This window comes from Streptococcus peroris ATCC 700780 (assembly GCF_000187585.1).
Taxonomy (GTDB): Bacteria; Bacillota; Bacilli; order Lactobacillales; family Streptococcaceae; genus Streptococcus; species Streptococcus peroris.
This window is the reverse complement of record NZ_GL732463.1, coordinates 1,158,014-1,171,513: the sequence shown is the minus strand read 5'-3', so window position 1 is coordinate 1,171,513 and position 13,500 is coordinate 1,158,014. Positions and strand designations below refer to the sequence as shown.

Annotated in this window: 10 protein-coding genes; 7 read left to right on the top strand and 3 right to left on the bottom strand. The window is 41.3% G+C overall.

Features of this window, described 5'->3' with window-relative positions; genetic code table 11:
• Positions 1-27: 27 nt before the first annotated feature.
• Positions 28-993: a LacI family DNA-binding transcriptional regulator gene (locus tag HMPREF9180_RS07690; RefSeq protein ID WP_006145962.1), complete on the bottom strand. Its 966-nt coding sequence runs from the start codon at positions 991-993 to the stop codon at positions 28-30.
• Positions 974-2,428 (bottom strand): sucrose-6-phosphate hydrolase, encoded by a 1,455-nt coding sequence (locus tag HMPREF9180_RS07685; protein ID WP_025168732.1) that lies wholly within the window; start codon positions 2,426-2,428, stop codon positions 974-976. Before HMPREF9180_RS07685 ends, HMPREF9180_RS07690 begins: the two co-directional genes overlap by 20 nt.
• A 363-nt stretch (positions 2,429-2,791) precedes the next feature.
• On the opposite strand from HMPREF9180_RS07685, the gene HMPREF9180_RS07680 reads away from it, so the two are divergent.
• Positions 2,792-4,687, top strand: a complete 1,896-nt coding sequence (locus HMPREF9180_RS07680; RefSeq protein ID WP_006145959.1) for a sucrose-specific PTS transporter subunit IIBC — start codon at positions 2,792-2,794, stop codon at positions 4,685-4,687.
• A gap of 138 nt (positions 4,688-4,825) precedes the next feature.
• Entirely contained in the window at positions 4,826-5,713 is an 888-nt protein-coding gene (scrK, locus tag HMPREF9180_RS07675) for a fructokinase ScrK (protein ID WP_006145958.1), read from the top strand.
• A 43-nt stretch (positions 5,714-5,756) separates the two neighbouring features.
• On the opposite strand, the gene HMPREF9180_RS07670 is transcribed toward scrK, so the two are convergent.
• Complete coding sequence (locus HMPREF9180_RS07670; RefSeq protein WP_006145957.1) at positions 5,757-6,947, bottom strand: cation diffusion facilitator family transporter; 1,191 nt, start codon at positions 6,945-6,947, stop codon at positions 5,757-5,759.
• Between the two features lie 269 nt (positions 6,948-7,216).
• On the opposite strand from HMPREF9180_RS07670, the gene HMPREF9180_RS07665 reads away from it, so the two are divergent.
• The 5 genes from HMPREF9180_RS07665 to thrB all read left to right on the top strand — a co-directional run bounded on the left by HMPREF9180_RS07665 (position 7,217) and on the right by thrB (position 13,475).
• Positions 7,217-9,901 carry a cation-translocating P-type ATPase gene (locus HMPREF9180_RS07665; protein ID WP_006145956.1) on the top strand — a complete coding sequence of 895 codons (2,685 nt, stop codon included), beginning with the start codon at positions 7,217-7,219 and terminating at the stop codon, positions 9,899-9,901.
• Between the two features lie 104 nt (positions 9,902-10,005).
• Entirely contained in the window at positions 10,006-10,416 is a 411-nt protein-coding gene (locus HMPREF9180_RS07660) for a peptide deformylase (protein ID WP_025168731.1), read from the top strand.
• A 45-nt stretch (positions 10,417-10,461) separates the two neighbouring features.
• Entirely contained in the window at positions 10,462-11,184 is a 723-nt protein-coding gene (yaaA, locus tag HMPREF9180_RS07655) for a peroxide stress protein YaaA (protein ID WP_006145954.1), read from the top strand.
• Between the two features lie 133 nt (positions 11,185-11,317).
• Positions 11,318-12,604, top strand: a complete 1,287-nt coding sequence (locus HMPREF9180_RS07650; RefSeq protein WP_006145953.1) for a homoserine dehydrogenase — start codon at positions 11,318-11,320, stop codon at positions 12,602-12,604.
• A gap of 1 nt (position 12,605) precedes the next feature.
• Positions 12,606-13,475, top strand: a complete 870-nt coding sequence (thrB, locus tag HMPREF9180_RS07645; RefSeq protein WP_006145952.1) for a homoserine kinase — start codon at positions 12,606-12,608, stop codon at positions 13,473-13,475.
• Positions 13,476-13,500 lie beyond the last annotated feature (25 nt).

Sequence of the window (13,500 nt, the reverse complement as noted above, 5' to 3'; positions counted from 1 at the left end):
AGACTGATTCAGTCTGAGTCTTTTTGTTTAAATACTTTTTCCTGGTAGGAGGGAAACTGGTAAGAAATAACCGGTTGTGGCAACTTCTTTTCCTTCGATTTTTTGAAGTAGTAAATCAACTGTCAGGCGAGCAATTTCTTCCAAGGGTTGTTTAATGGTAGTAAGGTGAGGATAGAAATTCTCGATAAAATAAGTTCCATCATAGCCAATAACCTTGAGTTCTTCTGGAACAGAGATACCAAGCTCCTGGGCAATCTTCATAACCAAGATGGCTGTTAAATCGTCTGATGCGAAAATAGCATCTGGTTTTTGCTTAGTCAAGATATTTTTGATTTCCATTTCTTTTCGAAGGGGTGAAAAGTCACTGGAAACATTGATAATGGGAGCCTTGGGTAAGATTGAAGCAAAACCAGCATGACGAAGTCCAGTTGGAGAATTGGAGTTGTCATTACCCGTAATCATGATGATAGTCTTGGCTCCAGTTTTAGCCAAGGTCTGAGCGGCTAGGACTCCGCCAGCATAGTTATCAGAAGAAACGACAGGAATATCTGGTGACAAGTTTCGGTCAAAGGAGATGATAGGAGCCGTAACGCGATTGTAGTCTTCAATCCCTAAGTTATGGCTACCAGAGATAATACCGTCCACTTGGTTGGCTTCTAGCATTTCAAGATATTCACGTTCTTTTTCCGAATCGTGTTCACTGTTACAGATGATTGTCTTATAGCCTTTTTTGAAGAGTTCGTGCTCTAATTTATCAATTAACTCTGCGTAGAAAACATGGCTAATTTTAGGGAAAATTAGCCCAATTAACTTGGCTGATTTACCTTGAAGACTGCGAGCCAGGTTGTTAGGTTTATAGCCTAGCTCACGCATAGCATCTTTAACCTTTTGAATAGTTTTTTCTGACAGGTAGCCTTTTTTATTGATAACACGTGAGACAGTAGTTGGGCTGACGCCTGCTAGTTCTGCGACATCAGTTAGTTTTGCGACCATATTCTAATTCGTAGTAAGTTCCAGTTGGGTTTCCAGATTTAATGAGGATTCCATTTTGATCCTCATGAGGGAAGACACGACCAGAAAATACTTTTTCTCCTTTATTGATAAAGATTTCAAAGACTGAGTTGTCGATGAAGATATTGACAGTAGTTGCTTGATTAGTAACTGAGCAAGAGCGAGTAGTTCCAAATTCTTGAGCATATTGTTCTCCAGCTTGACTACGATCAACGGTTACTTGGCCATTGACAAGGTCAAAACTGATAGAGAGTCCTTTGCCATCTTTATCAGCAAGAAGAACGATTTCATTTTGACTATCAGCTTCTAGGTTAAGCTCGATCTCGTAGGTGTTTTTGGTTTCAGAACGATTTGAAAATTCCTCTTCTGAAGCACGAAGATCCTTGATAGCTGCTACAGGGTATTGATAGAGTTTGCCGTCTTTAATGGTAAGTTCTTTTACCAATGAGAAAGTTCCTTGGTGATCAAAACGATCAGATGGATATGACACATCTGGTAAACCAAGCCAACTAACAGCAAGGGCACGTCCATCAGGGGCATTGAAGGCTTGAGTGGCATAGGCTTCAAAACCATAATCGAGGTTGTGTAGTTCAGACACATCTACCATACGAGCATTTTCTGGATCAAAGGAAGTGCCGATTTTATACATGTTTGGATAGATATTGTCGTATTCAAGAACCTTTTTATCCAAACCTTGTGGGCAGTAAAGAAGGACAGGTTGTTCTCCGACAAAGACTAGATTTGGGCACTCCATCATATAGGCAGTGCGGTCATTGTTAAAGTCAAGATCAGCAACTTCTTGCCAGTTTGTATAATCATTATCGATAGCCTTATAGAGACGAACAAAACCTTTTTTCTCCAAGTCCTGGCCACCAACGATAGCGTAGTATTGCCCTTTAAAGTTAAAAATCTGTGGATCGCGGAAGTGGTCAGTAGCATCAGCAGGCTGATCAATCAAGATTTTATCAATCTTTTTAATATTTCCATCCTTATCCATCAAGGCACCGATCTGATAAGGGTGGCGTACCCAATTGTCATCACGGACATTTCCAGTATAAAAAAGGAATAATTGATCGCCAAACTGCATAGCAGATCCAGAGTAAGCACCGTGGCTATCAAGTGGAGTATCAGGTAAGATTTTTACACCGGTTTCAGTAAAGTGCACCAAATCGTCGCTTTCAAGTTGAACCCAAGATTTTAACCCATGAGCTGCACCAAAGGGGAAGTTTTGGTAAAAGACAATCCACTTACCATCAAAATAAGAAAAGCCGTTTGGGTCGTTGAGGAGACCTTCCTTTGGCTCAATGTGATAGCTGACATGCCATGGGGATTGTGCCATCTTTTCTTGGATTTCTTTTCTTTCTTCTTGTGTCCAATCTTCATAACGTCTGTAACGACGTTCAGTAGTCCATTCCATTTCTATTTCCTCCATAAATTCTACTATCTTAATAGTAAACGTTTCCTTATAAAAAAGCAAGTCTTTCACACTAAATTTAAGAAAAAAATGTCAAACGGTTGACAGAGTTCAGAAACGAAATTTTATAAAAATTGATGAAAATATGAAAGTTTTTGAAAACTTTAAAGTAAAAACCTTGAATTCAGAGGATGTTTACTGCTATGTTAATGAAAAAATAGCAAAAACAATCAAAATCGGAGAATTGACAAAATTTTTTCTGCAAAACGCTTGACATATTTTTTAAACGTGATAGAATAATATTCGTAGGGCGGATAAAATCGCTTTCAAACAAGAACAAAATTTTTTATAAGGAGATTTTTGCAAATGACGAATACAGAAATTGCAAAAAAAGTCATCGAAGCCTTGGGCGGACGTGAGAATGTTAACAGTGTAGCCCACTGTGCAACTCGCCTACGTGTTATGGTGAAAGATGAAGCGAAGATCAACAAAGATGCTATCGAGAGCTTGGAAAAAGTTCAAGGTGCTTTCTTTAACTCAGGTCAATACCAAATTATCTTTGGTACTGGTACAGTAAACAAGATGTACGATGAAGTCGTAGCTCTTGGTTTGCCAACATCATCTAAGGATGAGATGAAGGCAGAAGCTGCTAAACAAGGAAATTGGTTCCAACGTGCCATCCGTACTTTCGGTGACGTCTTTGTTCCAATCATTCCAGTTATCGTAGCAACTGGTCTCTTCATGGGTGTTCGTGGTCTCTTGAATGCTCTTGGAATGACACTTCCAGAAGATGTGACAACTTACACTCAAATCTTGACTGACACAGCCTTTATCATCTTGCCAGGTTTGGTTGTTTGGTCAACCTTCCGTGTATTCGGTGGTAACCCAGCCGTTGGTATCGTTCTTGGTATGATGCTCGTTTCAGGTTCACTTCCAAATGCCTGGGCTGTTGCTTCTGGTGGAGAAGTAACTGCTATGAACTTCTTCGGATTTATCCCAGTTGTTGGTTTGCAAGGTTCAGTTCTTCCAGCCTTCATCATCGGGGTTGTCGGAGCTAAATTTGAAAAAGCTGTTCGTAAAGTGGTTCCAGATGTACTTGATCTCTTGGTAACACCATTCGTAACACTCCTCGTAATGTCAATTCTTGGTTTGTTTGTTATCGGACCAGTCTTCCACGTTGTTGAAAACTATATCCTTCTTGGAACAAAAGCTATCCTTAACTTGCCATTTGGACTTGGTGGTTTCTTGATTGGTGGAGTTCACCAATTAATCGTCGTATCAGGTGTTCACCATATCTTCAACTTGCTTGAAGTTCAATTACTTGCTGCTGACCATGCTAACCCATTCAACGCTATCATCACAGCTGCCATGACTGCTCAAGGTGCTGCGACAGTAGCCGTTGGTGTGAAAACTAAAAATCCTAAACTTAAAACACTTGCTTTCCCAGCTGCTCTTTCTGCCTTCCTTGGTATTACTGAGCCTGCTATCTTCGGGGTTAACTTACGTTACCGTAAGCCATTCTTCCTTTCATTGATTGCTGGTGCAGTCGGTGGTGGATTGGCATCTATCCTTGGACTCGCTGGTACTGGTAATGGTATCACAATCATCCCTGGTACAATGCTTTACATTGGTAACGGACAACTTGCACAATACCTTCTTATGGTAGCTGTATCATTTGCACTTGGTTTTGCACTTACTTACATGTTTGGCTACGAAGATGAAGTAGAAGAAGTTTCAGGAGCAATTTCTGAAGCTGAAACTGACCGTTTAACAGAGGAAGCAGTGACTGGTACTGTTGTTGCACCTAGCGAAGGTATCATCCAAACACCAATCGTTGGTGATGTAGTTGCCCTTTCAGATGTCAATGACCCAGTCTTCTCAAGTGGAGCTATGGGACAAGGTATCGCTGTAAAACCTAGCCAAGATGTTGTTTACGCACCAGCTGATGCTGAAGTGACAATCGTCTTTCCAACTGGGCATGCTTATGGTTTGAGAACATCTAACGGTGCTGAAATCTTGATTCACGTTGGTATCGACACTGTTTCAATGAACGGTGAAGGCTTCAACCATAAAGTTGCTCAAGGTGACAAGGTTAAAGCTGGAGATGTTCTTGGAACATTTGACTCTGCTAAGATTGCTGCTGCAGGTCTTGATAACACAACAATGGTTATCGTGACGAACACTGCTGACTTTGCTTCAGTAAATCCAGTTGCTTCTGGATCAGTTGCTAAGGGAGATGTAATCATCGAAGTTGAAGCTTAATAGATTCATAAAAACGAACGAATGTCATGTTTGTTCGTTTTTCTTGAATGGTAAAATTTACAGAAGAAAATCTGAAATATAGAGTAACTTTCATTCTGGAAAATGCTATAATAGAAAAATAAATACAAGAGGTTTGTCATGACAAAATTATATGGAAGCTTGGAAGCAGGTGGTACGAAATTTGTCTGTGCTGTCGGTGATGAAAACTTTAACGTTGTAGAAAAAGTACAATTTCCAACAACAACTCCTATCGAGACAATCGATAAAACCATCGAATTCTTTTCAAAATTCGATAATCTTGCAGGACTTGCCATTGGTTCATTTGGTCCTATAGATATCGATAAAAACTCTAAAACCTATGGTTTTATCACAACAACTCCAAAATCTCACTGGGCAAATGTTGACTTGCTTGGTGCCCTTCGTCGCGCTTTAAATGTACCAATGTACTTCACAACAGACGTAAATAGCTCTGCCTACGGTGAAGTGGTTGCTCGTAATAATGCTGGTAGTCGTATCGAAAACTTGGTTTATTACACAATCGGTACAGGTATCGGTGCAGGTGTTATCCAACGTGGCGAGTTTATTGGCGGTGTTGGTCACCCTGAGATGGGTCATTATTATGTAGCTAGACACCCAATGGATATTGAAAAAGAATTTAAAGGTGTTTGTCCTTTCCATAATGGATGTTTGGAAGGTTATGCAGCTGGTCCAAGTTTGGAAGCTCGTACAGGTGTTCGTGGAGAAAACATTGAACTCAACAACTCTGTCTGGGATGTTCAAGCCTACTACATTGCTCAAGCCGCAGTGAATGCGACTGTAACTTTCCGTCCAGATGTCATCGTCTTTGGTGGTGGGGTTATGGCTCAACAACATATGCTTGACCGTGTACGTGAGAAATTCACAGCCCTACTCAATGGCTACCTCCCAGTTCCAGATGTACGTGACTATATCGTGACTCCAGCTGTTGCTGGCAATGGTTCAGCTACACTAGGAAACTTCGTTCTTGCTAAGAGCGTTGCAAAATAAGAATATAGAAAAACTCCCAACTTTCTCAGTTGGGAGTTTTGCTTTAGTCTTTTTCTATTTTTGTTTCCTGATGGAAAATATTTTGCCAAGTTTCGTGGCGGCGCCAGATGCTGGTATGAATGGTATCACCGACTTGGTAGCGGATGAGTTTTGTTTTCTGGCTGATAGAGGTTAACTGAAGCTCTTTAATGGCAGAGGTTAATTCTTTTTCAGCCTTATAGGCATCCTTGTCCAGTTCTTGTCCGTCCTGGCGGATATAAATGAAATCTTCTGCAAGTAACTCTTCCAGTTGATTTCCTTGGTCAATCAGTTGCTCTCTCATGAGCAATTTTTTATAGACATTATCTAGGATTTCATCCTCAGGGATTGGTGCTGGTTCGATATGAATGTCTGTATCAAAGACACCAAATCGTTCTGATAACATGGATTCAACCTGGTCCGCAATTTCGTGACTTTCAAAAACAGACAGATCTGGGTTCATTTCCAGAGTGATGTCCAGATAAATATTGCTTCCGTAGGTACGACCGCGTTGTGATTTGACCTTGCTAATCTTAGGAATTTCCATGATAGCTTTTTGATAATCTTCTAGCAAGTGTTCATCAAAACCATCAGAAAGGCTGAAGGATGACTCGATAAAGATATCATAAGCAGTTTTAAGAATAAAGAAGGTAATGATAATCGCGACCAACTTATCCACGATTGGATAGTTGAAGCTACTAGCCAGGATAGCAATAGAAGTTCCAAGAGATGTCACGGCATCTGACAGATTGTCCTTAGCTGCTGCCTTGAGAGCCTTTGATTTAGCTTGCTTACTCAGATGGGTATTGTAGAGATAAACGGCAAACATGATGATAGCAGAGATGACACCCAGAGTCGCCCCAAGTGGGTCAATGACCGTTTGCTCTCGGCTGAGTATTTTTTGGATGGTATCACGTAGAACATCAAATCCAACGTAAAACATGATGATGGAAGTGATGAGACTTGCCAAATCCTCTATTTTCCAGTGGCCGAAGCGATGATCTCTATCTGCCGGTTGGCGAGCCAAACGAATCCCGATGAGAAGGGCCACGTTTCCAACGATATCTGAAACGTTGTTAAAACCATCTGCCACCAAACTGGATGAATGGAGGAGGTGTCCGGTCGCTAGCTTAGCTGCAGACAAGAATAGATAGGTCAAGATGCTGATAATGGCACCACGCTCAGCTAATTTTAAGTTTGAAACTGATTGATTCATCTAACTCCCTTTCTAACATTTTAGTATTCTTTCATTATACTGGTTTTCTAAGGAAAATTCAAATGTGGGAAGTAAGTTAAATACACCTCAAGACTTGAAAACTTTTGAAATTCTGATATAATAGAACTACTCAAGGGAGTAGCTGGCGGTTAACCGCGATAGTGTCGTCATTACGAATCATTTCCGGCACTATATTAAACAGCGAGACTTGTTTTTTTAAAAAACAGGTCTCTTTTTTTGTAAAAAGAGGCCAAAAGGAGGAGACTGTTTTGTCAAAAGAACAAAATAAAGACTTGTTTTACACACAAACCTCAGAAGAAGTCCTAAAGAATCTGGACTCATCTGTCGAAGGTTTGTCAACTGCTCAAGCTCAAGAACGCTTAGCGACTTATGGTCGTAATGAGTTAGAAGAGGCCGAAAAACGTAGCCTGCTAGCTAAATTCCTAGATCAATTTAAGGATTTGATGATTATCATCTTGCTTGCGGCAGCGGCACTTTCTGTGATTACAGAAGGAATGGACGGTCTAACGGATGCCATTATCATCTTGGCCGTTGTTGTCTTGAATGCTGCCTTTGGGGTTTACCAAGAAGGGCAAGCAGAAGCAGCCATTGAAGCGCTGAAAAATATGTCTAGCCCGATGGCTCGTGTTCGTCGTGATGGTCATGTGATTGAGATTGACTCAAAAGAATTGGTACCCGGAGATATCGTCTTGCTTGAAGCTGGGGATGTTGTACCTGCAGATATGCGTTTGTTTGAAGCGGCTTCTCTTAAAATCGAAGAAGCAGCTCTTACAGGAGAATCTGTCCCAGTAGAAAAAGATGTGACAGGCCTTGTCGAAGCAGATGCTGGTATTGGGGACCGTGTTAATATGGGTTACCAAAACTCAAACGTAACGTACGGACGTGGTATCGGTGTTGTTACCAACACTGGTATGTATACTGAAGTTGGTAAGATTGCGGACATGTTGGCTAATGCTGACGAGACAGAGACACCATTGAAGCAAAGCTTGGAACAATTATCTAAGGCCTTGACTTACTTGATTGTTGTGATTGCAGTTATTACCTTCTTGGTTGGTGTCTTTGTTCGTGGTGAACATCCTTTAGAAGGCTTGATGGTGGCGGTTGCCCTTGCGGTTGCTGCGATTCCAGAAGGGCTTCCTGCCATTGTAACTATCGTTCTATCTTTGGGAACTACAACCCTTGCAAAACGGAATTCAATCGTCCGTAAATTGCCAGCGGTTGAGACTCTCGGTTCAACAGAAATCATTGCATCTGATAAAACAGGTACCTTGACTATGAACCAAATGACTGTTGAGAAGGTTTATACCAACGGTCAATTGCAAAGCTCGGCATCTGAAATTGCTGCTAACAACAATACGCTACGTATCATGAACTTTGCCAATGACACCAAGGTGGACCCATCTGGCAAGCTGATTGGGGATCCAACGGAGACAGCTCTTGTACAGTTTGGTTTGGACCACAACTTTGATGTTCGTGAAGTCTTGAAGGATGAGCCACGTGTGGCTGAATTACCATTTGACTCAGACCGTAAACTCATGTCTACTATTCATAAAGAGGCTGACGGTTCATACTTTATCGCTGTTAAGGGTGCTCCTGACCAATTGCTCAAGCGTGTGACTCGTATTGAAGTTAATGGGGAAGTTCGTCCAATCACAGAAGAAGACAAGAGTGCTATTCTTGCAACCAACAAAGATTTGGCTAAACAAGCCCTTCGTGTTTTGATGATGGCTTATAAGACAAGCCATGAAATCCCAACCTTGGAATCTGAAATCGTTGAGTCTGACCTCATCTTCTCTGGTTTGGTCGGAATGATTGACCCTGAACGTCCTGAAGCAGCAGAAGCTGTACGTGTCGCTAAAGAAGCAGGTATCCGTCCAATCATGATTACAGGTGACCACCAAGATACAGCGGAAGCTATTGCCAAACGTCTTGGAATCATTGATCCAAATGATACAGAAGACCATGTCTTCACTGGTGCTGAGTTGAATGAACTCACTGATGAAGAATTCCAAAAAGTCTTCAAGCAATACTCTGTATACGCACGTGTATCACCTGAGCACAAGGTTCGTATCGTGAAAGCATGGCAAAAAGAAGGCAAGGTTGTTGCCATGACAGGTGATGGAGTCAACGATGCGCCATCACTTAAGACAGCTGACATTGGTATCGGTATGGGGATTACTGGTACAGAGGTTTCTAAGGGAGCTTCGGATATGGTCCTTGCCGATGATAACTTTGCAACTATTATCGTAGCGGTTGAAGAAGGACGTAAGGTCTTCTCAAATATCCAAAAATCCATCCAATACCTCTTGTCTGCTAATATGGCTGAGGTCTTCACCATTTTCTTTGCAACCCTCTTTGGTTGGGATGTGTTGCAACCAGTGCATCTTCTCTGGATTAACTTGGTAACAGATACGCTTCCAGCCATTGCTCTTGGTGTTGAACCAGCTGAACCAGGTGTTATGACCCACAAACCTCGTGGACGTAAGTCTAACTTCTTTGATGGTGGTGTCTTCGGAGCAATCATTTATCAAGGGATCTTCCAAACCATGCTAGTTTTGGGTGTTTATGGTTGGGCTCTTCTCTTCCCAGAGCACCAAGGTCATACTGAAATCCATGCGGATGCCCTTACCATGGCTTTTGCAACTCTCGGTTTGATCCAATTGCTCCATGCCTTTAACGTTAAGTCAGTTTACCAATCCATCTTTAAAGTGGGACTCTTTACGAACAAGACCTTTAACTGGTCTATCCCAGTTGCCTTCGTCCTCTTTGTGGTGACAATTTTGGTTCCTGGATTTAATAATCTCTTCCACGTTTCAAACTTGAGCTTGACTCAATGGATGGTGGTCGCTGTAGGAGCACTTATGATTGTAGTCCTTGTTGAAATTGTCAAAGCAGTTCAACGAGCACTTGGAAAAGATAAAAACGCTATTTAGGCATAAAAAAGTCATCTTCGGATGGCTTTTTTGCTTTTATATATGGTAAACAGAGATAGATTTTATGCTATAATCAAGTTGAGAAAAAGATGGAGGAAAGAGTCTTGAAAAAGAAAATTGTAACAGATATTTTATTTCTATCGCAAGTATCCCGACCTGCTAGTCAGGAGGATTTACCTCTAGCAAAGGACTTACAGGATACCCTACAGGCCAATAAAGAGACCTGTGTCGGCCTAGCAGCTAATATGATTGGGGTGCAAAAGCGCGTGATTATCTTTAATCTTGGAATGATTCCCATGGTTATGTTTAATCCAGTTCTCCAATCTTTTGAAGGACCATACGAGACAGAGGAAGGTTGTTTGTCTTTGGCAGGTGTAAGACCGACAACTAGGTATGAGAAGATTACAGTAAGCTATAGAGATATCCATTGGCAAGAGCAAACCATTACCCTGACGGGTTTTCCAGCACAGATTTGTCAGCATGAATTGGATCATTTGGAAGGTCGTATTATTTAAGCTCAAATCCTTGGTAGTCCTAGAAAAATATGCTACACTAACACTATGAAAATTCTAATTCCAACTGCAAAAGAAATGAACACTGAAATCCCTAGTTTAGAAGCAAAACCCTTGCGTCCTGAAAGTCAGGCAGTGCTGGATGAATTGGCCAGATATTCTGCCCAAGATTTGGAGAACTTTTACAAAATATCTGCCGAAAAAGCGCAAGAGGAGTATGACCATATCCAGGCCTTGAAAAATGCAACTGCGACAAACTATCCAGCCTTGCAACTCTTTGATGGACTCATGTATCGCAATATCAAACGAGAAAACCTAAGCAAGGCAGAGCAGACCTATCTAGAGGAACACCTCCTAATTACCTCCGCTTTTTATGGAGTAATTCCAGCCTTTGAACCGATTGCTCCCCACCGACTGGACTTTTTAATGAAGTTGAAGGTGGATGGTAAAAGTTTAAAAACACATTGGCAAACGGCATACAGTGAAGCTTTGGAGGGTGATAATCTCATTTTTTCACTGTTATCCTCAGAGTTTGAGACTGTATTTCCAAAAGAAATCCGTGAAAAAATGGTGACCTTCAAGTTTATGGAAGAAAGAGATGGAAAACTAAAAATTCACTCTACCATTTCAAAGAAAGCTAGAGGGGCCTTCTTAACAGCTTTGATGGAACATCAAGTGACCTTAGTTGAAGAAATTAAAAACCTTAGCTTTTCGGGATTTAACTATCAGAGGGATTTGTCTACCCAAAATGAGTATATTTTTGTCAAATAAGAAAGGCGAAAGCTTGCGATGATACTACTAATCGTACGCTTTTTTGTTTGCGAAGTCTTTTCGGTTGGAGTGGTAGGAATTTTCACAAAATTCTGGTATAATGTTTTTATTATAAAATTTCAAGGAGACACAGATGTCAGTTAAGATTGCATTACTTGGATTTGGTACAGTTGCGAGTGGTGTTCCTTTCCTTCTCAAGGAAAATGGAGAAAAAATAACCCAATCAGGTCATTCAGAGATTGAAGTAGCAAAGGTTTTAGTTAAGGATGAGGAAGAAAAAAATCGTTTACTTGCTGCTGGGAATGATTTTCATTTTGTAACAAATATTGACGAAATCTTGTCAGACAAAGATATTACAATTGTTGTTGAATTAATGGGGCGTATCGAGCCAGCCAAAACCTTCATGACACGTGCTTTAGAGGCAGGAAAACATGTCGTTACTGCCAATAAAGATCTTTTAGCGATGCATGGAACTGAATTGTTAGAGATTGCTAAGAAAAATCATGTTGCTCTTTATTATGAGGCAGCAGTTGCAGGAGGAATTCCAATCCTTCGTACATTAGCGAATTCCCTAGCTTCTGATAAAATTACGCGTGTCCTTGGTGTTGTCAACGGTACTTCCAACTTTATGATGACCAAAATGGTAGAAGAAGGCTGGTCTTACGAAGATGCGCTTGCTGAAGCTCAACGTCTTGGATTTGCTGAAAGTAACCCAACCAATGACGTTGACGGGATTGATGCGGCTTATAAGATGGTCATTTTGAGCCAGTTCGCTTTTGGGATGAATGTCAAGTTTGAAGATGTTAGTCATCAAGGAATTCGCAATATCACTCCAGAAGATGTAGCAGTTGCCCAAGACCTTGGGTACGTGGTTAAATTAGTAGGTTCTATCGAAGAAACACCTTCTGGAATCGCTGCCGAGGTTACTCCAACCTTCCTTCCGAAAGCTCATCCACTTGCAAGTGTTAACGGTGTTATGAATGCGGTCTTTGTGGAATCCATCGGTATCGGTGAGTCTATGTACTATGGACCAGGTGCAGGTCAAAAACCAACTGCAACAAGCGTTGTAGCTGATATTATCCGTATCGTTCGTCGTTTGAATGACGGTACCATTGGAAAAGACTTTAATGAATACAGCCGTCCAGTAGTTTTGGCTCAGCCAGAAGATGTCAAAGCCAACTATTATTTCTCAATTTTGGCTCCTGATTCTAAAGGCCAAATCTTGAAATTGGCTGAGATTTTTAATGCAGAAGATATTTCCTTCAAACAAATCCTACAAGATGGGAAACAAGAAGGCAAGGCTCGTGTCGTTATCATCACTCATAAAATCAACAAGGCACAACTTGAAAATATTACAGCAGCTTTGAAGGCCTTGGCTGAGTTTGAACTTCTCAATACCTTCAAGGTTTTAGGAGACTAAGATGAAGATTATTGTACCTGCTACAAGTGCCAATGTGGGTCCAGGTTTTGACTCGGTTGGTGTAGCTGTAACTAAATATCTAGAAATTCAGGTTTGTGAAGAACGTGAAGAATGGATGATAGAACATCAACTAGGCAAATGGATTCCACGTGATGAACGTAATCTTTTGCTGAAGATTGCTCTGCAAATTGCTCCAGACCTCCAACCTAGACGTCTGAAGATGGTCAGTGATATTCCTCTTGCGCGTGGACTAGGTTCATCGAGCTCTGTCATCGTTGCAGGGATTGAACTGGCAAATCAACTCGGAAACTTGAAGCTAAGCAAGCATGAAAAATTACAATTGGCGACTAAGATTGAAGGGCATCCTGATAATGTTGCACCAGCTATCTATGGAAACCTCGTCATTGCTAGTTCGGTAGAAGATCAGGTTTCAGCAGTTGTAGCGCCTTTTCCAGAGTGTGCCTTTCTAGCTTATATTCCAAACTATGAATTGCGCACTAGAGATAGCCGTGGTGTCTTGCCCAAGAAACTTTCTTATAAGGAAGCTGTTGCAGCAAGTTCTATCGCCAATATAGCCATTGCAGCCCTATTGACAGGAGATATGGTCAAAGCTGGTCAAGCTATTGAGAGTGACCTCTTCCACGAGCGTTACCGTCAAGAATTGGTACGAGAATTTGCGACGATTAAAAAAGTTGCCAAGAAAAATGGCGCTTATGCGACTTACTTGTCCGGTGCTGGTCCAACTGTCATGGTTCTTGCTGAGCCTGACAAGATGCCTAAGATTAAGGCTGAGCTTGGAAAACAACCGTTCAAAGGTAAGCTTCACGACTTGGAAGTAGATACACAAGGCGTTCGCGTCGAAGAAAAATAAAGATAGCGATAGGATGGGGAAACTC